Origin of the sequence: Embleya sp. NPDC020886, from assembly GCF_044333915.1 — a bacterium.
Lineage (GTDB): Bacteria > Actinomycetota > Actinomycetes > Streptomycetales > Streptomycetaceae > Embleya.
On the sequence record NZ_JBIRRX010000003.1, the window covers coordinates 797,964 to 817,023 of the forward strand.

The window sequence follows — 19,060 nt, forward strand, 5'->3', positions numbered from 1 at the left end:
CCTACTGCACCGCGAACAACCACGACACCACAGCCCCCACCGACACCGTGTACGTGCTGCAACTGCCGATACTCGACGAGAGCACGGGGAACATCGCGCAGGTGCCGGCGCTGACCAGCGCCGCCGAACCGCCCGAGTACACAGAGCCACCGGATCAGCCCGCGCCGCATGAACGGCGACTCGGTCGACGCGAACGACGGCCTCGCCTTCGACCTCAACGACGTCACCGTCTCCAGCACCTACCCGCCGGAACCCACCGGCTGAACCACGCCCGGTCCCGGAACCGGCGCGGACCCCGAGGGCCCGACCTCCCCGGGGCCCCGCCGCGGGTCTCCGGTCGTCTCGTTCCCCACGCCGACCACCCGTCGTGCGCGTCGAGTCGCCGAACACACCGGCGGGAATCCGTGCCGCGCTGCCCGAGAATCGGCGTGCGGCGTGCGGCCTTCGACGCGGAGATGTACGCCACGCCTCGTTCGCGTCAGCTGCCCGGGTGGTCCTGCACGTACCGGGCCCATTTGCGTTCGAACGCGGCTCGGTCCAAGCCCGTTGCGGCGGTGAGCGCGGCGTCGAGGCGACTCGCGTCGCGATAGACCTCGGCGACGAACGTGTGGGCCTTGCCCGTACCGAACTCTTCGGCCAGGAAGCGGATCGCCTGCATCGACAGGTGGTAGTTGATCGACGACGTCGCGGGGTCGGCGCTGTGGATCTCGCCGTCGGTGGGGAGCCTGCCGGTGAATCCGCCGTCCTTGACGTGCGCGCGTGCGGTCGGGTTGTACATGTTCGCCATCCGGGGGTCGGACCACGGCAGCGACTCGGCGAATCCCTCCGCGACCCAACTCACGTGCTCGGTCCACGCGGGGGCGAATCCGGCGACCATCGCGTGACCCAGTTCGTGTTCGACGATCGACTTGAATATCGCGTCGTCGGAGGTGGCGAACCCCTTCCCCGCGCCGTCCACGACGACGCGACATCCTGCCTGTCGGGTCTGTTTGCCCTCGGTCGAGGTGAGGGGGGCCAGGCCCACGCACACGCCCGCCGCGGGGCCGCGCCCCTTGGTCGTCGCGATCTCGTCGAAGGTACGTCGATCGGGTGTTATGTAGACGACGAAGCGATCGACCGGCAGTCGCGGGCCGCGCCACGCATCGAGATCGCGCCGGGCCGCGGCCTCCGCCTTGTCGGCCCAGGTCACCAGCTCGGCCTTGTTCGCGACGGCCGCGACGAGGACCACATGCGGGCGCCTTTCGACCACCAGGGCGGTCTGATCCCACGGCATCGGGTACGTCACCCCGCCGTAGGGAGCGGTGGATACCGCGGTCATCCACATGGGGCCGCCGTCGGAGGTACGGTCGAAGGTCCATCGGTAGTTCTCGGCGATCGCCGCAGGATCGACTCCCTCGACGCGATGCACGAAAGAGACCACGACCATGATGGCGGCGCGGCCGGAGTCGGAGACCCACCGAGAGAGCTGGTTCGACACCGTGTACCGGGCCTCGGCGAACGGGAACAGCGTCAGGTTGGCGAACAGGCGGCGCTGCGCCGCGATCAACTCGGTGGCCGTCGGGTCGATCGGCGCGACGAAGGCCTCCACGTTGTGTTCCGCCAGGGCGCGCGAGCGCGCGGCGACCACCGCCTCCACTTCCTCCTCGCGGATCTCGGGACGCTGAGGGGCCGCCTCGGCGCGGTCCGTCCGATCGGCTGCCACCCGTTGCTGTCGCCCGCCCGCAGTCGTGGTGCCGCCGATCACTCCGGTGGCGACCAGCAGGACCACGACCAGGACCACGGCGATCGACGCGGCCGCGACCGCAAGCATGGTGCGCCGCTTGGCGCGAGGTGCGCCGGCGGCGTCCGGTCGGGCTTCCGGGTCCGACCGCTCGCATTCGGGCGCTTCGGTGGCCGCCATCTCGGTGCCGGCGCCGGGCGATGGGCTCTCGGCCTCGCCTCGATCGTCGGCCGCCGTCGACGCGACACAGGACCCGCCGGAATCCGGCTCCGGATCGGAGGACTCACCCGTTCGATGCCCCTCCACCGACTCGGACGCCCCTGCGGTCGCGGTTTTCGGCGCACCTGCGGAGGGAGCGCTCGCCGCGCTCGACTCACCGCCGTCGCGCCGGGGATCGCCCCCCACGCCGCCGGATGTGGGTGGTGGCGAGTCACCGGGAACGCGTGTGTCGGACATGCCGGTTCTCCCCCTGGACCCCGGCGCCAGGCGAGCCCACCCCGGTCCCGGACCGGCGATCCGATCAAGTATGCGCCGAGGCTATCCACCACCGCCCACTGAGCAGCACGCACCCCGGAGCGACAATGCCGGACCCCGACCGTACGCGGCCGCTCAATGTCGGCGCGCGCCTTGGGCTGTGTGTTCCGTTGGGTCGTCGAGTCGGTGGTGGGGCCGCGCAGCAGTGAAGGTTGAGCGTTCTCACCGAAGGTCGAGCGGCGATGGTCAGCTCTTCCGAGCAATTCGGCTGCGGTGATGCAGAGTTCCCTGCCATAGATCTGGTTGCTGCCCCGTGTGGAGCCCCACAGGTCGGTCGCGGTTGGGCGACGGCGCGGAAGGTGTACTCCTCGTCGACGCGCCACACACGGGTCCGGGCGGCCATCTCGGGTGTCATCGTCCTCGGGGGTCTCCGGGCTCGTGTGTCATGCCGTCGACCCCGGGTACACCCCGGCGGTGGGTGATCATCGGAATACGTGCTGACCCGCCCGAGCTTCGCGGGTGGGGCTGCGTTCGTGCTCGTCTGCGTCTGCGTCTGCGTGGGCGTCGGCGAACGTCGGATGTCGGTCCCGCGAACCTGTCGGGTTCGCGGGACCGTTCGCGGTTTGCGTGTGGGGATCAGTCGACGAGGTCCACATGGCTCTGGCTGTGCCGGGTGGTGTGGGTCAGCCGCCTTGGCCGGCGCTGCCGATGGGGCCGACGTTGATCGGGGAGCCGGTGCCGTCGACGACGGGGACGGTGGGGGTGCCGGGCCAGGTCAGGGTGATGGTCTTGGTTTCGCCGGGCGGGGTGACCTGCAGGCCCGTGACCTTGACGCCGTGGTCGCCGGTGGCGCCGCTGGGGTAGGTGACTCCGAAGGACACCGAGGTGTTGCTCTTGAGGGTGAAGGGGTCGGCGGGGGCGCCGATGCGCTTTGCGGAGAGGGGTCCCTTGGTGGTCTGGAGGTCGACGCCGGCGAAGCCGGACATGGTGCAGTTGTGGCCGATGTTCTTGAAGGTGACGGCGACGGTGAGTTCGTTGTCGCCGCCGATGGTGGCGTCCTGTGCGGTGGCCCGGAGGTCGTCGGTGCGGCACTTGCCGATCGAGGTGTCGCCGCCGCCCCCGCCGCCTGTGGTGGTCGTGCCCTGTCCGCCGGAGGTCTTCCCGGGGGAGACCTTCCCGGCGGGTTCGGTCCCGCCTCCGCTGCCTCCCGGGGTGCCGCCCGTGGTGCCGCCGGTGGTCGACGCGGCGGGTGGGGCGGCCGGCGGGGCGACGGGCGAGGAGCCCTGCGCGGCCCCGGTGTTGGAGTTCGAGTCCGTGCCCTGGCACGCCGTGGTCATCATCGCGCCGCCGAGGACGGCGGCGGAGAGGAGGAGGGCGGTGCGACGGTTGCGGAACATGAACGACCCCTTGGTGTCCGGTGGTTGGAGCCGAAACCCTCTCGGCTCCTCGGTGCCTGCCCGACCGACTATGGCCGGGTCGCCGGCCCGGGCGATACCCGAGTCGTCGCACCACGACACCGCTGTCGCCAACCGGTGACATGGTCACGAGAAGCAACGCCAACCACCCGGATCCGCCCCGCCCCACACCCCGATGACACCACGTTCGCCCTGGTCACAGCTATCCCGGCCGCCCAGGCGGACGGTGTTACAACGGCCCCGCCGGCCGCCGACCCGACCACCGGCCCCGTCCACGGCTGGGTAACACGCCGCCCCACCACACGTGTTCCGGACGACTGTCGGCCCGACGGCCTCTCGTCGTCGGCGTCCCGGGCCGGGTTGGGCTCTCACCCGTGACCGACGGTGGGAGTCCCGGGCGAGGGCGGGGTGTGTGGCGGCGTGCCGTGGATCGACGTCGTGCGGGTGTGGCGATTCGGGGGGCGAAATGGGCGTCGACGTCCAGGCGTTGCACGGGCCCTGGAGCGATTCGTTGCGGGAAGCGTGGAGTTGTGGAGCCGCTGGGGGAGTACTGGTCGGAGCGACGGCGGTCGTCGGGTCGACACGGTGCGAACCGGTGTGCCTGATCACGCAACCGGGTGTTGAGTTCGTCGACGGCTTGGAGCGACTCCTGCCCGTTCACTCCGCCCCGAGCCCTCATTGCTCCACCCGGTGGATCGAGACGCTCGAACGCCAGACCTCTGGCCACGCGAGCTTCGCACTCCCACGACGACGAATGCCCCTCGCGGATTGACGGTTTCACGGAAATCGCCGACGACCCGGTCTGCCGTGTCCCTCGACATCCCTGCACCGAAGTCGGTCAAGAAGGTGCCATGTCGCGACGGCGATCATGCGCGTCGCGCTACAACGGATGCCCGCGCCGCCCGACGGATCGAGACATGATGTGGGCAGGCCCGCTCCGGCGGCTCGTTACGGTCGCCGCCGTCGCGTTGCTGCCCGGGGCCTTCGGCCTGCCACCGTCCTTGTCGACGGGCCCGAGCGCCTCCGGCGAACCGCCCCACCGGGTCGGCACCCACGGCCTCGTCGCGCTGGGCATCGCGTGCGCGTGCGTCGTCTTCATCTGGCTGGTCGGTCTCACCGCGAGCGCCCTGCGCCTGTGGCGAACACCGACCGGCCCGAGCGCGGGCAATACGGTCTCCTTCAAAGGCGCGATCCTCGGCACGCTCGGCGTCGCCTTCCTCGTCATCCCCACCGCGAGCGTGTGGGCCGCGGAACAGCGCCGGCGACGCGACACCTGGTTGAGCGGAACCGGCGACGCCTACAACGCCCTCCACCGAGGTGCCCTCCTCGACGATCTGACCCGGCTCGCGTCGGATTGGCCCGACGAGGTGCGCCCGAGCCTGTGGTGGTGGTCGACCTTCGCGCTGTTCGCGGTGATGCGCTCGCGCACGCAGGCCCCGGCGCGTCCACGACGGCCCCTCGCGGGTCGGAACGCTTCGCCATACGAGTGCTGTTCCTCCTGGCGGTGGCCCCGATCATCGGTTCCTACGCGGGTGTGCCGTTGCCGCTGCTGTCCCTGCTCCTGACCTGGGCGGGCCTGTCCGCGCTGCTCGCGTTCGGCGAACGACACTCGATCCTCGCCCGAGAGATCCTCCCGCACACACCCCTTCACGCCGTAGTCGACGAGACCCACCGACGGCGCATGATCGAGTCCGCACGCCGGCAACGCGAACTGCACGCCCGGCTGCGCCGTCTCGAACAGGGCCAGGACGACAGTCGACGACTGGTTCTCGAACGCGAGCTGGACCGCCTGCATCGCTGGCCCACACCCACACCCACACCCACGCCCCCCACCTCCGGCGGGCCCCGACGTTCCCCACTCCCGGCCTCCGTATCGCCGGTCGACATCGCGCTGTCCTGGGGCCCCGCCCGACCTGGTGGGGCAACGCCCGCCGTGCCTCGTTCTTCGCGGGCATGACCGGCATCCCGGCCACAGCCGTGATGTTCTGGGCCGAGAGAATCAAGGGCGATCTCCGAACGAACCTCACATACGATCGCCACGCCCTGCTCGATTCGATCACGGACCTGGCCTCCTGGCAGGTCACCTGGGCCGGGGCGGGGTTCGTCCTCGGCGCCCTGTGGCGGGTCCTGCCCGGACGGCGCGGACCGATGCGCGCGCTCTGCCTGTCCGCGGTCTACGCCCTCCCCGTCCTTTTCGACCGCATGCTCAACACGGCCTTCCACCAGGCAGTCGGAAACCTCACGCTCGCGACCGCCCTATTGCTGCTGATCCTGACCATCACCGGCATAGCCATGGACATCGACACCTTCCGCGTCGAACGCAGGTATTGGCCCACCCGAGCGGGACTGCTGCTTTCGCTCTACCAATTGCGTACGGCGTCGATCCAGATCGCCTTCCTCATCGCCCAACTCGCCGCCATCCTGTCGATTTGGCAGCAGGTACGGCACGGCTCGCCCGCAGCCCCGGAGCCCGACCCACTCGACGGAACGGGCGCGCCCGACCCGGCCGCACCCGGCGCCGGCGGCTGAGACCCTGCCGAGTAGTCGACGATGCGCACCTGGCTGTTCCGACCTCGACGGGAGGGAGTCCAGCACCGAGGCACCTGCGGTCGAAAGCCCGCCGCCGAGCCGGGAGTCCGGCGTCCGCAGGTGTCCCGGGACTCGCCGGTGAGCCGACTCGCCAACTCGTTGCACCGGTGTCCCGTCGAGACCGACCACGCCCTCGAAGTAGCCGGCCTCGACCCGCGCGACCACGGCACCCGCGTCCCCGCGTGCCGCCGCCGGCGCCGACACCACGGCGCCCCGGGGCAGTTGCGCGCTCGGAGAGCTTGGTTTCCTGTCGGGCTTTCCTGAGATCCGCCGGTTGATCACCGCCACCGTCGCCCCGCACGCCGCCCTGTTCCTCTACGACGCCGCCAGAAGGTTCATTGGCCGCAAGCGGCACCTGGTCGTCGACACGCGTGGGCTTCCCTTGCCGGTCATGGATACCAGGGCCGACCTGAGCGACCGCGACGCCGCCGAGGAAGTGTTGTTCAGGCTCGGGTTGATGCACCCCGAGATCACCATCGTCCGGGCGGACTCCGCGTACGCCGGCGCCCTGATCGAGTGGGCGACGACCCACCTGAGGTTCGATCAAGACCGTCAGTCGGCCCAGGAACGCGGTCGGTTTCGTCCTGTTGCCCCGCCGATGGGTGATCGAAAGGTCGCTGGGTCGGATCATGCACGCCCGCCGACACGCGGGGGACTACGAGAGGCTGCCTCGGCACAGCGAGGCTTTGATCACGTGGGCCGCCATTACCCTCATGACGAGGAGGTTGGCCCGGCCCGGCCCGATCAAGGACCGTTCCCCTTACGCCGACGCCCCTCATGCCACATGAAGATCGCGACCGGGACGATCACGATGGGGCCGATGGTTGCCGCAGATCGTCCCTACGTTCTCGAACTGCCCACCGGAGTGCCCTGGCGGGGCCCACCCGGGACAGGTGCCTCCCGGCGGGCGGCCGCGAGGACGAACATCGTCACTGCGGCGAGCCCGGGACCGTACGCACCGAGGGTCGGATACCTGGGGATTTCGTCGGCGCGGAAGCCGCCTCCGTCCGGGGCGGTGCACGTGAAGCCGAATGGCAGGATGCTGCCTTCGATGCCGTTGACGTGCCTCGACTTGTCCGCTCCGCCCGCGCGGATGCAGGCCTGGGGCGGGCTGGAGTTCGTGCCGCCGTCGGTGGAATCCAGGATCGCAAATCCGACCGCCAGGAAGCCTACGGTGAAGAACGCCGCTGCGACGGCGCCTGTGAGAGAGGCGGCACCGAAGAGTACGTTCCGCTTGCCGGGTCTGCCGGCGGCATGACGGATGAGAGTGGAAAGTCCGGTGACGGCAAGAATGAGGGAGGTGAAGGCAGCGATGAGTGCGAGAAGTAGATAGCCCATCAGCTGCACCGCGCCGGTGCCGACGATTCCATGTTCATCATGAAGCGATGCTAGGGGACCTTGCCACCTGCGGTTCCCCGCGCGACGGGAACTTCCGCTCTCGTTCCGTAAGTTCGTACAAGCGGATACCTCAACCGGAACCAACACATACGCGCCACCGTCGACTTGCCAAGGCGCCTTTTCGGTAGTGAAACTGCCGTCGCTTCACCCAGACAATCCTCGCCACGTCGGATGGTTGGGGAAGCGTTGATTCCTCCAGCGTCGCCGACTGCATCAGGCATTGCCATGATCGCCATCCAGAAACAGGTACATACAGTGGTACCTGGTAGTGAGATTGGTCCGGGCATGACGACCGGAGGGGAATTCTCGCTGGACGACACCGAGGCGGAGCTGCGCGAGAATGAGCCCGACATGGACCGGATCCGTGCCGACCTCACCGCTGGGACCGGCATTGCGGCGCTTACCGACTTTGCCGATACGGTGCCGTATCACCTGCTGCTTACGTTGCCGCGGGGGCATGCGGGCGCACCGAGGGGATCGATATGGCGACGATTACGGTGGACGTGGCGGTTCCCGATGCGCTGCGGCCGGTCGTGGATGTGGCAGCGTTGCCGGCGGCCCTCGGTGAGGCGGGGCCGGCGTGGTTGGTGTTGTCCGAGGACGGACGGCTGGCGCGGTGGACGCCGACGACCGGCGGGGTGCGGGAGGTGGCCCGGTATCGGGAGGAGAGGGCGGCGTGCGAATACGGTGGCGGTGTTCGACTGCGGCTTCATGTGTCTCGATGTGGCCGTTGGGCGGCGGTGGTTCAAGACCGCGGTCGGTACGGCACCGTCGTCGATCTCACCACCGGTTCGTCGGCGTTGAAGTTGGACGGCGGGGGTTACTGCTGTGAAACCGTCCCGTTCGCGTTGGCGTTCGCCGAACACGGTGGCCGGCCGGTTGTCGTCCATCGCACGGACTGGAACCGGTTGGATGTCACCGATCTCGCGTCCGGCGAGGTGCTTACGGCGCGGGACAGCCGGGATGGGGGCGAGGACGATGCGGAGTACGACCTCGATTACTTCCACGGCGCGCTGTCGCTTAGTCCTGACGGGACTCGTGTCTACGACGGTGGTTGGGTGTGGCAGCCGTGGGGGATGCCGGCGGTGTGGAGCCTGACCGCCTGGCTGCGCGAGAACCCGTACGAGTCCGAGGACGGGCCCAGCCGTGCGGTGTATCCCGAGGTCTCGGAGTGGAACCGGCCGGTGGTGTGGATCGACGACGGGCGGATCGCGGTGTACGACCGGGGCGATGCCGGCAGCGGTACCGTCCACGTCCTCGACCCCACCTCGATCGAACTGCGCTCGCCGGGCGTCCGGTGGATCAAGGCGGTCGCGACGTTCCCCTGGCCGGTCGGCGATTTCGGCTTTTTCACCGACGGAGAGCATCTGCTGATCGCCGACGAGGCCGGTCTGCAGGGCGTCGACATCACCGGCGGACAGCGGGTGTTCGCGATCGACGGGTTCCGCCCGGCGCGTCAGGATCGACATACCGGAACGCTGATCCAGGTCGGCGGCGCCGATGCCCGGTTGTGGACGCCGCCGCGGTGGACCGCGCGCGCCGGCTGAGCTGCCATGTCCCACAGGGTGCCGAGCGGGAGAACATCGGCGTGTCCACACCGGAAGGGCTCGACACCGCCTCTCGCAAGGGCGGGCACGGCGGCCGACCGCCGGTCGTCACCGACGACATGCCGCACACCGTGCTGCGGTGCCGCGCGAACGGCGAGTCCGTCGAGCAGATCCGGCCCGACCTGATCATCCCCACCGGCAAGCGCAAGGGGCGCAACCCCTCGGTGGCCGGCATCCACCGGGCACTGGCCGAGTACGCCAAACGCGAGGCGTACCCCGAGGCTGCCGAGAAGGCCCCGCCGACTTCGCCGCCCTCCAAGCCGGCGAAGTCCCCGGCCCCGCCTGCTACTTGTCACTTCGCCGTAGCTTCGGGAGAACCGGGCCATCACCACCGGAAGGCCGTCGGCGGAACCGCTGATGTCGCCGCCGGAGCAGCCCAAGCCCGCCCGTTCGAATCCTGACCTGGGCAAACATTCGGCCGAGGCTCAGACACAGGTGCTTACGACTCTTCGGGGTCGGCTTCCGGCAGGGGCCGAGGCCGTCGGTGTCGGGGTGTGGTTGTTCGGTTGTCCAGTGCGGTGAGGAAGCTCGCGACGGCGAGGCGGTCGCTGATCGAGCTGGTCGCCACCTCGCCGTGTGCGCCGTTCGCGCCGTCGTCGACCCGGGTGACCACCGGCCCGCGTCCGTGCACCACCGCCGCCCATCCGGCGGGATCGGTGTGCCGGTCCACGCGGGTGTAGACGTCGCCGTCGTCGCGCCGGATCACTGCGGGGACGAACGCCTCGCGCCGCACTGCGCTCATCGCCTCGCGTACCCACGGGGCCCGCGAGAACGCGCCCTGCGCGTCGAGTTCGCGCATGGCGTCCTCGTGGGCGGTCACGGCTTCTTGGGCTTGCCGCCGCGGGGCTTGTGCACGTCCGGGTTCTGCCCGTCCTGGCCCCGGGTCGGTTGCGGCGTGTCGTCCGGCTTCTTGTGCTCACCCATGAGGAGCCCCTCGGATACCGACAGTCATTCGACCATGGCGCGCCGGTCCCGCCGAGGCAACACCGTCGTCGACCTCACGGAACCCGACCCTCGCAGGGGCCGACGACGGGCCGGCGCGGTCTGGATGTTCCGGTCGGTGGTGTGGCTGCGGGCCCGTGATGTCGGAGCTGTCGAATGCGGCGGCGCGGAGTGCGGGTCCGGCGTGCCCTGACACAGCCTCGCCTCTCCGTGCGTCCGGATGCCTTCCGGTCCGGCCCGACCGGCGACGCGAGCGCTGTGCCGGATCGGTACGACCGACCGGTGGCGGGCCCGGTCGGGTCGGGGGTGGTCGTAGGGGTCCACCCGCGTCTCCACCCGTTGTTCCACCCGTGGGTCCAGGCGCGGAGAAGGGCGCCGGCGGCAGTCTGGCGACATGACCACCACAGACTGGATCACCGACATCCTCCTCGTCCTCGTCGTCTTCCGGCAGTTGCGCGAGGACCGACTCGACCGCAAGACCTTCCTCCTCCCGCTGGGGATCGTGGGTTTCGTGGCGTTCAAGTACCTCCACTCGATTCCCACCGCGGGCAACGACACGGTGTTGATCGGCGCGTTGATGGCGATCGGCGCCGCGCTCGGCGTGGCGGGCGGCATCTTCACCCGGATCCGCTTTGCCGGCGGGCATCTGCTGATCAAGGCCGGCGCGGTCTCCGCGGTGTTGTGGGTGCTGGGCATGGGCGCGCGGATGGGGTTCCAGGTATGGGTCGACCACGGCGGTGCCGACGACGTCGCCCGCTTCAGCCTCGCCCACCACATCACCACCGGCCAGGCATGGGTCGCGGCGTTCGTGCTGATGGCGCTCACCGAGGTCGTCACGCGGGTGGCCACGATCTTCGTACGGAGCCGGATGGCGACCCCCGGGCCGTCGGCGAACGCGGCGCGCTCCGTGTCGTCCCTCGACCCGGTGGCCTGACCGTGGGATATGGTCGCGCCGTGCCCGTACCCGAGAGCGTCCCCGTCTTCGGGCCGTCCTCGGGGCGGGAGCCCGGCCCGCGAGCGATGGTCCGGAGCGATCCCCGGGTGCAGTGGGCCGTCAGCCTGGGCGTCGTCGCCGTGGGTATCGCGACCATCCGCCCGATGGGTTTCAGCGGTCACGGCCTGGCCGTCGTCGTCCTCGTCGCGGTCAACTCGCTGTTCCTGCTGGGCCGAAACATTCCCGACGACAAAGTCCCCGCACGTGTGGCCGTCGTATGGATGTCGCTGGGCATCGTCGCGGCGGCCTGCCTGATCGGCACCGCCCGCAGCGGCACCGGCTACCTGTTCGCATACTTCCTCGTCGGCCACATCGGCTACCGGCTCCCGCCCGCCCGGGCCGTCCCGCTCGCTGCGCTGGCCGGTCTGCTCTGCGGTGGAGTGCTGTACCTGCGTCTGGGCCCGGGCCACGAGGCGTTGCCCTGGGGGCTCGGATTGTCCATCGCCCTGCCGGTGGTGGTGGGCATCGTCAGCCGCAGTCGGCAGCGGGCGCTGGAGGCCGTGCTCGCATCCGCCGAATCCGCCGAGCGCGCCGCCCGCGCCGAGGCCCGCACGGCCGCACTGGCCGAGCGCAGCCGCATCGCCCGGGACGTGCACGACGTCCTCGCGCACTCGCTGGCCGGAATCAACATGCAACTCGAACTGGTGGACGCCCTCCTCGACACGGGCGACCTGGCCAGGGTCCGCGAGGCCAACGACAGGGCGCACAGTCTGGTGAAAGAGAGCCTGAAGCAGGCCCAATGGACCGTTCACGCGCTGCGCGAGGACGCGCTGCCGCTGTTGGAGAGTTTGACCGCCATGATCGAGTCGTCGGGTCACCGGGACGCGCTCACCGTCGCCGGCACCGTACGCGAACCACCGGCCCGAACGGCCCAGCACCTGCTGCGGATTGCCCAGGAGGCGCTGACCAACGCCGCCCGGCACGCGCCCGGGGGCGATGTGCGGGTGCGGGTGACGTTCGCCGCGGCGTCGACGACACTGGGGATCCGCAATGGCCCCGCGACCCGCGCGCCGGCCGGGGGAGGCAGCGGCATGGGACTGATCGGAATGCGCGAGCGCATCGCCATGGTGGGCGGAACCCTCGCCACGGGACCGATCACGGAGGGACCGGACCGAGGTGGCTGGCAGGTGGAGGCGGTGATCCCGGGATGAGCGACACCACAGGGCACGACCCGCGATCGACCGACACGCCCCGGCGCCTGCGGGTGGTCGTGGCCGACGACCAGGCCGCCGTCCGCGAGCCGCTCGCGGCCGTGCTCGCCCTCTCCGAGGACATCGATGTCGTCGCAGCCGCCGCGGACGGGGACGAGGTGCTCGCCGCCGCAGCCGCGGGACCGGTGGACGTGGTGCTCATGGACCTGCGCATGCCCCGCACCGACGGCATCGAGGCAACCCGCCGGTTGACCGAGGACCACCCCGGAGTGGCCGTCGTCGTCCTGACCACCTTCGCCGACGACGACTCGATCCTGGCCGCGCTGAGCGCGGGTGCCCGCGGCTACCTCACCAAGAACGCGGGACGCCGGGACATCGTCCGCGCGATCCGGGCCGCCGCCGCGGGCCAGTCCGTCCTCGACCGCGAGGTCCAAGACCGGCTGCTGGCCACCGTCCGCACCCGGGCCACGGCACCGAAGCAAAGCCTTCCCGAAGACATCACACCCCGCGAGCGCGAGGTCCTCACCCTCATCGGCCAGGGCCTGCCGAACCGGGCCATCGCCGAGAAACTCTTCATCAGCGAGGCCACCGTCAAAACCCACATCAACAACCTCTTCGCCAAGGCCGGCATCCGCGACCGCGCCGACGCGGTACGCCGAGCCATCGCGGCCGGCCTGTGACGCCGACGAGGCCCCGGACGTCACGCGATGGCCGGTGAAGACCGGGACGCCACGGTCGAACAGCCCGGCCCGGGGTTTCGTCAGCGCGTGAGGTCGGCGCGGAAGCGGTGGACCGCCGTGCGGGTGCGAGTCGATGTGACGGTGTCCACGTTGACCGGATCCGCCCGGCAACCCCGGTCTCCATCGCGGTACTGGGCAGCATCGGCACCACCATCTACCGAACGACGTTGACCGACAACGCCCCTGACGGCCTGTCACCGGGGCAACTCGACACCGCCCGGGACACGCTCGTCGGGCCGAAACCGTCGGCAAGGCTGGTCAGAACCGAGCCGGACCAACTGCTTTCCCCGAACACGCCGACCGGCATGGCGAGCACGCCGCACTCGCGCCGGAGCGTCTCCGCTGGGATGCCAACCGGGAAGAAGTAGTTGCCGGGACAGGTTCGGCTCGCCAGGGGAATCGCCCCGAGTACTTCGTCCGGCAACCGTTCGAACAGTCGCTCGGCCCGTGCGGCCAGTTCATCAACGACCTGCCGGGGCACGTCGCCGTGCTCGGTCAGCAGACGGTCGGCGAGCCTCAGCTGTGCCGAAGTCGGCGGATCCGCCCGGAACGCTTCGGCCAGTTCGGCCTCCGCCGGACCCAGCAGGACCACGCCGAACGTGCGTGGCCACAACCATCCCTTGGTGACCGAATGCAGCAGGACGGCACGACCGGTGTCCAGCAATCGCCGTGTGCCCGCAGCGAAGGGGGCGCCCAGATCGTAGACACTGTCGATCAGCAGGCGACGGCGTGGTGATACCCGCAACCACGAAGTCACCGCGGCGCACTCGGCATCGGACAGGTACCGGCCGAGCGGCCTGCTGGGGTTGGCGAGCAACAGGTATTCGGGCCGGTGGTCCGCCGTCGACCTCGGCAGGGCCGGCGCCGGTAGCGTCGGGTAGGACTCGGGCGCCAGGCCGGCAGCGCGGGCCAGCTCGAAGTACACCGGATACACGTCGCCGGGCAGCCACAACCGCGCTTGCGCGGCGTGCAGCCAGTGGAACACGACGCCGAGCCCGTGACGGACCCCTCGACAGACCATGGCGTGGCGGGACCACTCTTCCGGCAGTTCGAAGCGCCGCAGCCAGGCACGGGCGAGATCGCATCGGTGCACCGTACTCGTGTCGGTCGGCGGTTCCGGTCGTATCGGAGCCAGCGCCCGGTACACGTTGGTCTCGGCGGCGTCCAGAAGCGACGAGGAAGCACCGAGTTGCCGCTGTCGGTATTCCTGGAACTCGTCGAACCTCATGCCGTGGCACCTTCCGCCACGATCTCGCTGGCCCGGTCCTCCAAGGAGGCGTAGCAGCGTCCGTCGGCCATGACGTTCCAACTGCGTGCGATCCCGTTGGTGCGTTCCCAGAGCAGGCTGGGTTCGGTGTAGGCGGCGATCCGCATCGGCCGTCCGTCCCAGTTGCCGTGGTAGACCGGCGCGCCCCAGGGCAGGCGGCTCGCCGGTTCGAGGCCGTGCTGCTCGGCGAACCGGGTGACCACGGACAGCGAGACCTGGTGCTCTCGGCTCCAGACGTTGGCGGCGCGGTCGAAGTAGAGCGACTCGGTGCTGGTGGACACGTAGAGCTCTTTGAAGCAGACTTCGTCGACACCGAGGGCCGCAGCCCACGAAAGGTAGTCGGCGACATCGGCCGCGTCGGCGACGCCGCCGTGCTGGAGCACGCAGATCAGCCTCATCCGCAGCCCCGGCCAGCGGTCGCGTCCCACGCGCCAGGTGTCGATCACCGAGCTCACCGGCGTGCGCAGCGTCATCAGCCGCTCGCTGACGGCGTCGTCCTGATGGTGTCGGGAGACCGCCAGCACGCTCAGGCCCGCCGCGCCCAGGGCTGCGAGGCGGCCGGCCCGGTCGGCGTGTAGGCCCTTCGCCAGAGTGTGCGCGTTGGTGATCAGGACAACCTTCGGGAAGGCCGCCGCGCAGGCGGACACCAGTCGCAGCTGCTGGTCGAACGGTATGAGCGTGGGCTCCCCGCCGCCGGTGATCACTGCCCGCTCGGCACCCGCCGCACGAGCGCGCTCCAGCCAGTGGGTGACCGCGTCCCAAGGGACCCGTGCCGGCGCCTGGTCGCTGGAGATCGAAGCCGAGGAGAAGCAGAACGAACACCGGGCTTGGCAGGCGGAGGCGACCGGCAGAAGCGAAACCGAGCGCGGTCGCGCGTCTGCGTAGCGACGCTGTGCCGATTCGTGCAGGTGCAGGGAGGCCGCCATCGCATCCTCGACGGTCGTCGGGCGCAGAATGAACTCGTTGCCTGCTTGGTCGAGTTCGTGGACTGCCGACAACCGGATGCGAGCCTCGTGCAGTTCCGTGCCGAGGCCGGTCGACACGTTGGGCACCAACTGGTCGGGGTCCACCATGGTTTCCAGCACCAGCAGCCGATCGCCCGGAATGGCCAGACGTTCCAGCAGGCGTCCTGCCTTGCCGATGCCGATTCCCAACTCCGCACGGGTCAGCAGGTGGAACCGGTCGGGATGGGTACTCTCCGGAATTCCCGCCTTACCGTAGGCGAACGCGTACTTGTCGAAGCCCTTCGCGAAGTTCGACAGCACGATGACGTGGAAGCGCTGGTCGCTGTGGTTCATCCTGTCATCATGCATGAACGGGCCCCGACGACATGGGCCCAAACCGCAGCCGGAACGTGCTGCCCCGATCCGATGCGTCGTCAACGACAGGCCCCGCGCGGTGCGATCCGCACGACCGCGGGACGGCGACGTTCTCCACACCGGATTCGCGGATGGCGCGCAGGAGTTCGGCAGTGCTGGTGTCCAAGCCGAACTCGCCGGCACGGTCTCACGCCCGGTGCCCGGGGCTGGTTGGAGGACCAGGTCCGATCCGGCGTCCTGGAACGGCAGACGGACGACCTCCACCGCGTCCTCGGCCACCCGCCCACCACGCCGGACCAGGCAGTCGGCACGCTCCTCGCTCGCCCCGCGCGGCCGAGCGACACCGCCGAGCCGGCCTGACGGACCGAGACCCACGCCTGGCACGTCACGGGATCAACTGCCATGGCCGGCGTGCTCCGTCGACGGGCATGCACTGTTCGGTCCGGATGCACTTTCCACCGGGTGTGTAGCGGGCGGCCCAACTCGGCGGGCGCGGCGATCGGTTGCAGGCCGCGGCCATCCTGCGCAACCGAACGCGCGTTGAGCGCCGGCATCGCGGCTGCCCGACCGGGGGCTCGCATCGGCGACATCGCCCATGCCATCGGCTCCGGTCCTCGGCGAGGCGGCATATTCGGTGGGCTTCGTCGCGACGGCGTCCGGCAACCGGCCCGCCGGTACCTGGGGCGGACCGTCCGGCCACCCCACCGGATCACCGCGATCGGCGCCCCGCCGGGACGGATCCCGGCGCCTACGGCCCGTCCGTGTGCACGCCGATCTCGAACCAGGTCGTCTTGCCCCGTCCCGCGGGCGAACTGCCCCAGGCCGTGGCCAGGGCGTCGACGATCAGCAGGCCTCGTCCCGACTCGGCCTCCACATTGCGTGCGTCGTCCTGGAGCAGCGTGGTCGGTACGGGGGGATACGGATCGCTGTCGCGTACCTCCACCCGGATCCGGTGCGGATAGGCACGCAGTCTCAGGTCCACCTCGCTGTGGGCGTGGATGAGCGCGTTGGTCACGACCTCGCAGACCAGTACCTCCAGGTCGTCGAGCATGGGCAGCAGCGACCACCGCCGCAGCACGTCCCGCAGGAACCGGCGGGCCTGGGCGACCCCGAGCAGGTCGTGCCGTTGCACCGACATGCGGGCGACGCGCGCCGTCTCGTGCGGCCGAGCGCCTTCGAACCGCATCAGGACCAGGGCCGCGTCATCGCCGCCGGCCTCCCGCGCCGAGCCGGCGTGGACCATGGCGTCGGCCAGCACTTCGAGGTCTTCGCCGCCCTTGTCGGCGAGTGGACCGGTCAGTCGCACGACCGCGTTGTCGAACCCCAGGCGGCGTTGCTCCAGCAGGCCGTCGGTGAAGAGCGCCACCACCGATCCGGGACGCAGTTCGATCGCCGTGTCCCGGTAGACGGCGCGCGTGTCGACCCCCAGCGGCGGCCCGACCGCGAGTTCCGGCTGCGCCACGTCACGGCCGTCACCGACCAGAGGTCCCGGGTGCCCCGCGCTCGCGATGGTGGCGGCGCCGGTCGCCACGTCGACCCACATGCAGCAGCACGTGGCGAACAGGTTGGCGTCCAGGCCCGACAGAACGCGATTGCTCCGCTCCAGCACGACGGCGGGGCCATGCCCCTCCGCGGCGTACGCCCGTACGACGCTGCGCAGTTGGCCCATCACCGCTGCCGCGGCCAGGTTGTGGCCCTCCACATCGCCGATCACGAGCCCGATACTTCCGTCGGGCAGGTTGAGCACGTCGTACCAATCACCGCCCACCGCCACGCCGTCGGTCGCGGAGAAGTACCGGGCGGTGGTGACCGCTTCGGGAATGTGCGGCGGGCTCCCGGGCAGCAGGGTGCGCTGGATCCTGCGGGTGAGGGCGTGCTCGACCTCCTGCGACCGGGCCCGGCCCAGGGACTGGGCCACCTGCTCCAGCAGTAGGCTCAGCAGCATGGTTTCCGTGGCGGACAACGGCTGCCGCGAGCCGGCGAACTCGATGGTGTAGCAACCCATCACCCGGCCGCCGTACAGCAGGGGGAAGTAGCCGCGTGCTCCCCGGCCGGGATTCACGGTGACGCCCGGATAGGCCCGCTCCACCTCTTCGCCCGATCCGAAGAGCCTGACCCTGGAGGCGGCGACCGTGTCGGTCTCCGGAGTGCGGCGGGACAGCGGCGTCCCTTCGATGTCGCGGACCGCCTCGCGCGGCAGGCCGACGGCCCCCGCCACGTGCAGCCGCTCCCCCTCGACGACGGACAGCGCCGAGGCCCTGCCGCCGAAAACCTGGACAACCCTGGTCTGGGCGAGGGCGAGGATGTCGGAGACCTGCGCCGCACCGGTCAGATCCATGGCAAGCCGCTGGACCTGGTACAGGTGGCTGCTGCGGACCGCCGCCGACGCCACGGCCTCCAGCAGCCTCCGCTCGACGTCCGGGTCGCCTGCGGCGGGCTCCGGTCCCGCAGGGATGAACACCGGAACGGCGGGAGCCGTGACGGCCTCTTCCCCTCCGGTCGACTCCTCGAGATCGGCGGCCAGCCGGTCGGCGACCGCCTGCATGTACTCCTGCTCCTCGGTCGTGACCGACCTCGGCGGTACCAGGCGTATTCCGATGGTCCCGAAGCGGTTCCGTGCGGTTCGTATCGGTGCAGAGGCGACCGCCATGGAGAAGGTGATGTTGGTCGAAAACCGATGCGGCGATCGACGTACTCCCTCCCATATGTCGACCTCGTCGAAGACCACCAGTTTCCCGGTTCGATACGACTGCGTCGTCGGCCACGACAAGTCGTCGATGTCGAAACCCGACGGAATGCCGAAGCCCAGGGGAGAGTCCACGATCATGGACGCGGCCAGTCTCCGGCCGCCTTGCGTCGGGAGATAGGCGGCACAGGTGCTCGCTCGCAGCCGGTGGTACACGTCCAGCAGCGCGGACGCGAGCACCTCGCCTTGGCGCGTCCGCGGGTCGCTGACGCCGTAAGGCGGCTGGGCAAACATTTCCCGATCCATAAGACCTACCGTCGCTGGGTAAAAGGAAGCCGCTCCTATTGCCTTGAATATATTCGCCTATTTCCCCAGTAATTCTATTATAGACAAGCAAGATCGGAACGCCACAAGAACTGACGGGGCCGCCAAGGCGGACTGCGTCGAACTCCGCACCTCGACCCCGGGTGATCGTCGAGCATGCCGGAATCCTTCTCCTTGTTGACCTCTCGCGTGAGGCGGAGACCCGCAGGCGGTCGTCCGAACCCGAGGCTTCCACCGCGCCCTTGCCACAGCGAACCCGCCAACTGCAAGGGCTTTCCGAGTGGGTTCGGGCGCCGGCGGTCCACCCTCCCCGGGAAGCGGTCCGGCAGTGACTCCTGAATCCGCTGCCCAGCGGAAGTTCGAATGGCCGGCCGTAACGCCGCCCGCGATCCGACTCGAACACGAGACCCACGCGATGCATCTGCTCCACACCG

The 19,060-nt window shown here is 70.0% G+C and carries 13 protein-coding genes and 3 pseudogenes; 8 read left to right on the top strand and 8 right to left on the bottom strand.

Features of this window, described 5'->3' with window-relative positions:
• Position 1: 1 nt before the first annotated feature.
• The 3 genes from ACH4U8_RS14285 to ACH4U8_RS14295 form a co-directional block, all read right to left on the bottom strand.
• Positions 2-142, bottom strand: coding sequence for a hypothetical protein (locus ACH4U8_RS14285; protein WP_395777992.1), 141 nt, complete (start codon positions 140-142; stop codon positions 2-4).
• Positions 143-478: 336 nt separating this feature from the next.
• Positions 479-1,900 (bottom strand): hypothetical protein, encoded by a 1,422-nt coding sequence (locus ACH4U8_RS14290; protein WP_395777993.1) that lies wholly within the window; start codon positions 1,898-1,900, stop codon positions 479-481.
• A gap of 977 nt (positions 1,901-2,877) precedes the next feature.
• Positions 2,878-3,591 (bottom strand): DUF4232 domain-containing protein, encoded by a 714-nt coding sequence (locus ACH4U8_RS14295; RefSeq protein WP_395777995.1) that lies wholly within the window; start codon positions 3,589-3,591, stop codon positions 2,878-2,880.
• 938 nt (positions 3,592-4,529) lie between these two features.
• Between ACH4U8_RS14295 and ACH4U8_RS14300 the strand changes: the two are divergent.
• A pseudogene (locus tag ACH4U8_RS14300) lies at positions 4,530-6,138 on the top strand (DUF6185 family protein).
• Positions 6,139-6,514: 376 nt separating this feature from the next.
• Positions 6,515-6,941 (top strand): annotated as a pseudogene (locus ACH4U8_RS14305) (transposase); the annotation flags it as partial.
• A gap of 97 nt (positions 6,942-7,038) precedes the next feature.
• On the opposite strand, the gene ACH4U8_RS14310 reads toward ACH4U8_RS14305, so the two are convergent.
• Positions 7,039-7,545, bottom strand: a complete 507-nt coding sequence (locus ACH4U8_RS14310) for a hypothetical protein (RefSeq protein ID WP_395777997.1) — start codon at positions 7,543-7,545, stop codon at positions 7,039-7,041.
• 791 nt (positions 7,546-8,336) lie between these two features.
• Between ACH4U8_RS14310 and ACH4U8_RS14315 the strand changes: the two genes are divergently transcribed.
• Both ACH4U8_RS14315 and ACH4U8_RS14320 read left to right on the top strand, forming a co-directional pair.
• Positions 8,337-9,143 carry a hypothetical protein gene (locus ACH4U8_RS14315; protein WP_395777999.1) on the top strand — a complete coding sequence of 269 codons (807 nt, stop codon included), beginning with the start codon at positions 8,337-8,339 and terminating at the stop codon, positions 9,141-9,143.
• Positions 9,144-9,184: 41 nt separating this feature from the next.
• Complete coding sequence (locus tag ACH4U8_RS14320; RefSeq protein WP_395778001.1) at positions 9,185-9,604, top strand: hypothetical protein; 420 nt, start codon at positions 9,185-9,187, stop codon at positions 9,602-9,604.
• Between the two features lie 38 nt (positions 9,605-9,642).
• Here ACH4U8_RS14320 and ACH4U8_RS14325 read toward each other — a convergent pair whose 3' ends face one another.
• Positions 9,643-10,023 (bottom strand): hypothetical protein, encoded by a 381-nt coding sequence (locus ACH4U8_RS14325; protein WP_395778003.1) that lies wholly within the window; start codon positions 10,021-10,023, stop codon positions 9,643-9,645.
• Positions 10,024-10,539: 516 nt separating this feature from the next.
• Between ACH4U8_RS14325 and ACH4U8_RS14330 the strand changes: the two genes are divergently transcribed.
• The 3 genes from ACH4U8_RS14330 (at position 10,540) to ACH4U8_RS14340 (ending at position 12,970) form a co-directional block, all read left to right on the top strand.
• The gene (locus tag ACH4U8_RS14330; RefSeq protein ID WP_395778005.1) at positions 10,540-11,079 is read left to right on the top strand and encodes a hypothetical protein; all 540 of its coding nucleotides are present in this window, start codon (positions 10,540-10,542) and stop codon (positions 11,077-11,079) included.
• A 107-nt stretch (positions 11,080-11,186) separates the two neighbouring features.
• Positions 11,187-12,290 carry a sensor histidine kinase gene (locus ACH4U8_RS14335; protein ID WP_395778207.1) on the top strand — a complete coding sequence of 368 codons (1,104 nt, stop codon included), beginning with the start codon at positions 11,187-11,189 and terminating at the stop codon, positions 12,288-12,290.
• On the top strand, positions 12,287-12,970 hold the full coding sequence (locus ACH4U8_RS14340; RefSeq protein ID WP_395778006.1) for a response regulator: 684 nt from the start codon (positions 12,287-12,289) through the stop codon (positions 12,968-12,970). Before ACH4U8_RS14335 ends, ACH4U8_RS14340 begins: the two co-directional genes overlap by 4 nt.
• A 214-nt stretch (positions 12,971-13,184) precedes the next feature.
• Here the strand turns inward: ACH4U8_RS14340 and ACH4U8_RS14345 are convergent, their stop codons facing one another.
• Positions 13,185-14,258, bottom strand: coding sequence for an aminotransferase class I/II-fold pyridoxal phosphate-dependent enzyme (locus tag ACH4U8_RS14345; RefSeq protein WP_395778008.1), 1,074 nt, complete (start codon positions 14,256-14,258; stop codon positions 13,185-13,187).
• The gene (locus tag ACH4U8_RS14350; RefSeq protein WP_395778010.1) at positions 14,255-15,595 is read right to left on the bottom strand and encodes a radical SAM protein; all 1,341 of its coding nucleotides are present in this window, start codon (positions 15,593-15,595) and stop codon (positions 14,255-14,257) included. The genes ACH4U8_RS14345 and ACH4U8_RS14350 overlap by 4 nt, the downstream gene beginning before the upstream one ends.
• A 546-nt stretch (positions 15,596-16,141) precedes the next feature.
• On the opposite strand from ACH4U8_RS14350, the pseudogene ACH4U8_RS14355 reads away from it, so the two are divergent.
• Positions 16,142-16,253 (top strand): annotated as a pseudogene (locus ACH4U8_RS14355) (type I methionyl aminopeptidase); the annotation flags it as partial.
• Positions 16,254-16,364: 111 nt separating this feature from the next.
• On the opposite strand, the gene ACH4U8_RS14360 reads toward ACH4U8_RS14355, so the two are convergent.
• Positions 16,365-18,596, bottom strand: coding sequence for a SpoIIE family protein phosphatase (locus ACH4U8_RS14360; RefSeq protein WP_395778012.1), 2,232 nt, complete (start codon positions 18,594-18,596; stop codon positions 16,365-16,367).
• Positions 18,597-19,060 lie beyond the last annotated feature (464 nt).